The 5858-nt window shown below is 73.4% G+C and carries 5 protein-coding genes; all 5 read left to right on the top strand.

All coding sequences use genetic code 11. From position 1 onward, the window contains the following. Positions 1-332: SUKH-4 family immunity protein (locus J0670_RS27640; RefSeq protein WP_207814416.1), on the top strand; the 332-nt coding region annotated here is incomplete at its 5' end. A 137-nt stretch (positions 333-469) separates the two neighbouring features. Further along, positions 470-1432: a Ppx/GppA phosphatase family protein gene (locus tag J0670_RS27635; RefSeq protein ID WP_207814415.1), complete on the top strand. Its 963-nt coding sequence runs from the start codon at positions 470-472 to the stop codon at positions 1430-1432. Positions 1433-2047: 615 nt separating this feature from the next. Continuing rightward, positions 2048-2875: a sugar phosphate isomerase/epimerase family protein gene (locus J0670_RS27630; RefSeq protein ID WP_374223181.1), complete on the top strand. Its 828-nt coding sequence runs from the start codon at positions 2048-2050 to the stop codon at positions 2873-2875. Between the two features lie 46 nt (positions 2876-2921). Then, positions 2922-3692: a class I SAM-dependent methyltransferase gene (locus tag J0670_RS27625; protein WP_207814414.1), complete on the top strand. Its 771-nt coding sequence runs from the start codon at positions 2922-2924 to the stop codon at positions 3690-3692. A 238-nt stretch (positions 3693-3930) separates the two neighbouring features. Then, on the top strand, positions 3931-5775 hold the full coding sequence (gene ilvD, locus J0670_RS27620) for a dihydroxy-acid dehydratase (RefSeq protein WP_207814413.1): 1845 nt from the start codon (positions 3931-3933) through the stop codon (positions 5773-5775). Positions 5776-5858: the final 83 nt, after the last annotated feature.

The raw sequence follows: 5858 nt of genomic DNA, 5'->3' as shown, positions 1-5858 counted from the left end.
AGCGCGAACGGTCGGCGCTCCCCGGGCGGCTGGTGCTGGGCACGGACGGCTGGGCGGTGATCGCCCTCGACTCCGCCGACGGCGCCGTCCGCGCGGTCGACCCTGACTACGCGACCGCCCGGCACTGCAACGCGGACCTGCGCGCGTTCGTCCGCTGCCTGGAGCTGTTCGCCGGCTGGTGGCCCGCTCTGCGCGGGCTCGACCCGGCGGCCGCGGGCGGGGCGGTGGAGGCGCTGCAGCGCGGCCTGGTGGAGCTGGACGGCACGGTCTTCGGCGATCCGGAGAACTGGTGGGCCGTCATCGTGGAACAGCTGTGGGACGGCCTGCTCTGACGGCGGCGGGTGCCCGGAGCCGTACCGACCGTAACGGCGGACCGCTCGGGCACGGAAGGTCCTCGAACGACCAGGACCAGCACTAATACCGTCACAACCGATCTCCGCCGGAGTCGGATGTCGTAGCGTGGAGAGTTATGCGACTCGGTGTGCTCGACGTAGGTTCCAACACGGTCCACTTCCTCGTGGTGGACGCCCATCCGGGTGCCGCCCCGCTGGCCGCGTACTCGCACAAGGCCGAGTTGCGCCTGGCCGAGCTGCTGGACGATTCCGGCGCGATAAGCGAGGAAGGCATCGAGCGGCTGGTCGGCCACGTCGCCTCCTCGCTGCGGGTCGCCGAGGACAAGGGCGTGGTCGACATCCTGCCCTTCGCCACCTCCGCCATCCGCGAGGCCGCCAACGGCGAGGAGGTGCTGCGCCGGGTGGCCGCCGAGACCGGCGTCGAGCTGCGGGTGCTCTCCGGGCAGGACGAGGCCCGGCTCACCTTCCTGGCCGTCCGCCGCTGGTTCGGCTGGTCCTCGGGCCGGCTGCTCAACCTGGACATCGGCGGCGGCTCGCTGGAGATCGCCTGCGGCCTGGACGAGCAGCCCGACGTCGCCTGTTCGCTGCCGCTGGGCGCCGGCCGGCTGACCGCCCGCTGGCTGCCCGGGGACGTCGCCGACGCGGACGGGCTGCGCGAGCTGAGACGGCACGTCCGGGCCCAGATCGCCACCGTGGTCGGCGAGATCTCCCGGCTCGGGCCGCCGCAGCACGCCGTCGCCACCTCCAAGACCTTCAAGCAGCTGGCCCGGATGACGGGTGCCGCCCCCGCCGACGCCGGCCCGTACGCCGACCGCCGGCTCACCCGCAGCGGGCTGTCCGCCTGGCTGCCGCGGCTGTCATCGATGACCGTCGCCGAGCGCGCGCGGATCCCCGGCGTCTCCGAGGGCCGGGCCAGGCAGCTGCTGGCCGGGGCACTGGTCGCCGACGCCGCGATGGACCTGTTCGGCCTGGAGGAGCTGGACGTCTGCCCGTGGGCGCTGCGCGAGGGCATCATCCTGCGCCAGCTGGACTCGATGGACAGCCCCGCCGACCGCCGCCGGCCCGCGCTCACCCTCTGAGCCGCCGCACCGGATCGGACCGGACCGCACCGGACCGCACCGGATCGGACCGGCGCGGGCGTGCCGGTCGTCACTCCGCCGGGCATCCGGTCCCGTTCGCCGCGCGCTCCGCTTACGCTGTCTCCCGTGGTGCAACCAGCGGGCGAGGACGGGACGCGGGAGGACCGCGCCTCCGGAGGAGCCGGGCAGTCGCGGTCGGACGGCCCGCGCCGCCGGCTCGGCGAGGCGGTGAAGGGCGCCACCGCGGCGCAGGCCGCCAAGGCCGTCAAGGCGGCCCAGCGCACCGCGAAGAAGGCCACCCCGAAGGCCGTCGCGAAGCAGGCCGCCACCACCGCGAAGAAAGCCACCACCACCGCGAAGAAGGCCGCCACCAAGCGGACGGCCACCGCGAAGCAGGCCGTCACGAAGCAGGCCGTCACGAAGAAGTCGGCCGTCGACCGGCCGACCGCCGCCAAGCCGGCCGCCCCGAAGAAGGCCCCGGCCAAGGAGCAGCCCCGCGAGACCCGCACCGCCCGGGCCGCCGGCGCCGCCAAGGCCGCCGTCCAGTCGGTGCGCTCGGTCAAGGCCGCCAAGCGCGAGGCCGCCCGCCCGCCGCTGCTGCGCACCACCGACCGGCTGGTGCTGCCCCAGCATCCGGCCCTGCACATCCCCGACACCAAGGTCGTCCTGTCCACCGCCTCGGTGTACCCGGCGAGCACCGCCGTCGCCTTCGAGCTGGCCGCCAAGCTCGGCTACGACGGGGTCGAGGTGATGGTCTGGAACGACCCGGTCAGTCAGGACATCGAGGCCCTGCGCCGGCTCTCCGACGCCCACCAGATGCCGATCCTGGCCGTGCACGCGCCCTGCCTGCTGATCACCCAGCGGGTGTGGACCACCGACCCGTGGACGAAGCTGGTCCGGGCCCGGGCGGCGGCCGAGAAGCTCGGCGCGAGCGCCGTCGTCGTCCATCCGCCGTTCCGCTGGCAGCGGCAGTACGCCCGCGAGTTCGTCGAGGGCATCAACCGGATGGCGGGCGAGACCGACGTCCGCTTCGCCGTCGAGAACATGTACCCGTGGCGCTACCGCGACCGCGAGGTGCTCGCGTACGCGCCCGGCTGGGACGTCACGGACGAGGAGTACCGGCACTTCACCATCGACCTCTCGCACGTCGCCACCTCCCGGATCGACGCCTTCGCCATGGTCGAGCGGATGGGCGACCGGCTGGGCCACGTCCACCTGGCCGACGGCAGCGGCTCCGGCAAGGACGAGCACCTGATCCCCGGCCGGGGCAACCAGCCCTGCGCCGAGCTGCTGGAGCACCTGGCCCGCACCGGCTTCGACGGCCACGTGGTGCTGGAGGTCAACACCCGCCGCTCCGCGTCCCCCGCCGAACGCGAGGCCGACCTGGCCGAAGCCCTGGCATTCACCCGCTTGCACCTGGCCACCCCCTCGCGCGTACGCTGAGCCCTCGTGCCCGCACGGGCGCGAACTGCCGTTCGGAGGGGGAGAGATGACGGAGGGTCGGAACTACCGGGAGGCCGCCGAGAGCTTCGGCGGGGTCGCCGAGGAGTACGACCGGGGCCGCCCCGGCTACCCGGACGAGCTGTTCGACGCCCTGGAGCGGCTCTGGGGCCGCAGCCTCAAGGGCGCCCGGGTCCTGGACGTCGGCGCGGGCACCGGCATCGCGACCAGGCTGCTGGCCGCCCGGGGCGCGGAGGTCGTCGCCGTCGAGCCCAGCGCGGGCATGGCCGACCGGTTCCTGGCCTCCTCGCCCACGCTGCCGCTGGTCCGCGGCACCGGTGACGACCTGCCCTTCCACGACCACTCCGCGGACCTGGTCACCTACGCCCAGGCCTTCCACTGGACGTACCCCGAGCGGTCCGTCCCCGAGGCGATCCGGGTGCTGCGGCCCGGCGGCGCCATCGCCGCCTGGTGGAACGTGTACGACGAGACCGTGCCGTGGGTCCGGGCCCGGGGTGAGCGGATGGCCGCCGCCCTGCCCGAGCGCTACCACGGCTACGGCGGGATCGGACGGCACACCAGCCACTTCGCGCCGGCCGGCCTGGCGGTCGAGCGGGCGGTGCTGCACTGGGAGCGGCGGGTCACCGTCGAGCACGTGCTCACCGACCTCACCTCCCGCTCGTACCTGGCCTCGCTCGCCCCGGAGGAGCGGGCGCCGGTGCTGGCCGCCGAACGGGAGGCCATGCTGGCCGAGTTCCCGGACGGCGTCGTGGTCGAGCCGTTCGCCGTGGACCTCACCGTGGCCGTCACCCGGCACTGAACCACGGCCGTCACCCGGCACCGGCCCGCGGCCCTCAAGCGGATCGGCCCGCGGCCCTCAAGCGGACCGGCCCACGGCCCTCAAGCGGACCGACCCCGCCCTGCCCGCCTGCCCGCATCGCGGACGGGCCGTCCGCCGGCCGGACGGCGGGCGTAGGCTCGGTAGCCACAGCCCGGCCCCCGCAACCCGAACCCTCCTCCCGCGGGGCGCCGGCGAGAGCCCGAAGGAGTGGAACACAGTGCCCGAGCTGAGGTCCCGTACGGTCACCCACGGTCGCAACATGGCAGGCGCCCGGGCGCTTCTCCGGGCCGCCGGCGTAGCCCGCGAGGACTTCGGCAAGCCGATCATCGCGGTCGCCAACTCCTTCACCGAGTTCGTCCCCGGCCACACCCACCTCCAGCCGGTCGGCCGGATCGTCTCCGAGGCGATCAAGCAGGCGGGCGGCATCCCGCGCGAGTTCAACACCATCGCCGTGGACGACGGCATCGCGATGGGCCACGGCGGCATGCTTTACTCGCTGCCCTCGCGCGATCTGATCGCCGACTCGGTCGAGTACATGGTCAACGCGCACTGCGCGGACGCGCTGATCTGCATCTCCAACTGCGACAAGATCACCCCGGGCATGCTGATGGCCGCGCTGCGCCTCAACATCCCGACCGTCTTCGTCTCCGGCGGCCCGATGGAGGCCGGCAAGGCCACCCTGGTCGACGGCACCGTGCGCAAGCTCGACCTGGTCGACGCGATCTCCCAGGCGGTCAACGAGAACGTCTCCGACGAGGACATCGCGATCATCGAGGAGAACGCCTGCCCGACCTGCGGCTCGTGCTCCGGCATGTTCACCGCCAACTCGATGAACTGCCTCACCGAGGCGATCGGCCTCTCGCTGCCCGGCAACGGCTCGGTGCTCGCCACCCACACCGCCCGCCGGGCGCTGTACGAGAAGGCCGGCCGGACGGTCGTCGAGATCGCCAACCGGCACTACGGCCAGGACGACGCCTCGGTGCTGCCCCGCGCGATCGCCACCCGCGCCGCCTTCGAGAACGCCATGGCCCTGGACATCGCCATGGGCGGTTCGACCAACACGATCCTGCACCTGCTCGCCGCCGCCCAGGAGGCCGAGCTGGACTTCGACATGCGGGCGATCGACGCGATCTCCCGCAAGGTGCCCTGCCTGTCCAAGGTCGCGCCGAACGGCTCGTACTACATGGAGGACGTGCACCGGGCCGGCGGCATCCCGGCCATCCTCGGCGAGCTGTACCGGGCCGGGCTGCTCAACGAGGACGTCCACACCGTGCACGCCGACTCGCTCGCCGAGTGGCTCAAGACCTGGGACGTGCGCGGCGGTTCGCCCTCCGCCGAGGCCGTCGAACTGTGGCACGCCGCCCCCGGCTGCAAGCGCTCCGCCGAGGCCTTCTCGCAGTCCGAGCGCTGGGAGTCGCTGGACACCGACGCGGCGAAGGGCTGCATCCGCAGCGCCGAGCACGCCTACTCGGTCGAGGGCGGCCTCGCCGTCCTGTACGGCAACCTCGCCGAGGACGGCTGCATCGTGAAGACGGCCGGCGTGGACGAGTCGATCTGGACCTTCAGCGGCCCGGCCGTCGTGGTCGAGTCCCAGGAGGACGCCGTCGAGGCGATCCTCGCCAAGCGGGTCAAGGAGGGCGACGTCGTCGTCATCCGCTACGAGGGCCCCAAGGGCGGCCCGGGCATGCAGGAGATGCTCTACCCGACGTCCTTCCTCAAGGGCCGCGGCCTCGGCAAGGCCTGCGCGCTGGTCACCGACGGCCGCTTCTCCGGCGGCACCTCGGGCCTGTCCATCGGCCACGCCTCCCCGGAGGCGGCCTCCGGCGGCACCATCGCCCTGGTCGAGGACGGCGACACCATCGCCATCGACATCCCGGGTCGGAGGATCTCCCTGGAGGTGCCGGAGGAGGTCCTGGCCGAGCGCCGTCGCGCGCTGGAGGCCGCGGGCGGCTACCGGCCGAAGAACCGCGACCGCCAGGTCAGCCAGGCCCTGCGCGCCTACGCGGCGATGGCCACCTCGGCCGACAAGGGCGCCGTCCGGGACGTCAGCAAGCTCGGCTGAGCCGGGTACGAGGAACCCGTACGAGGAACCGTACGAGGATCTGTACAAGGAGGAGTCGTCCCGCTGGACGGGACGGCTCCTCC

The sequence above is a fragment of the Streptomyces sp. FH025 genome (genome assembly GCF_017427025.1).
Classification (GTDB): domain Bacteria; phylum Actinomycetota; class Actinomycetes; order Streptomycetales; family Streptomycetaceae; genus Kitasatospora.
Note: the sequence above shows the minus strand (reverse complement) of the source record. Positions and strands in the feature narration are given on the sequence as shown.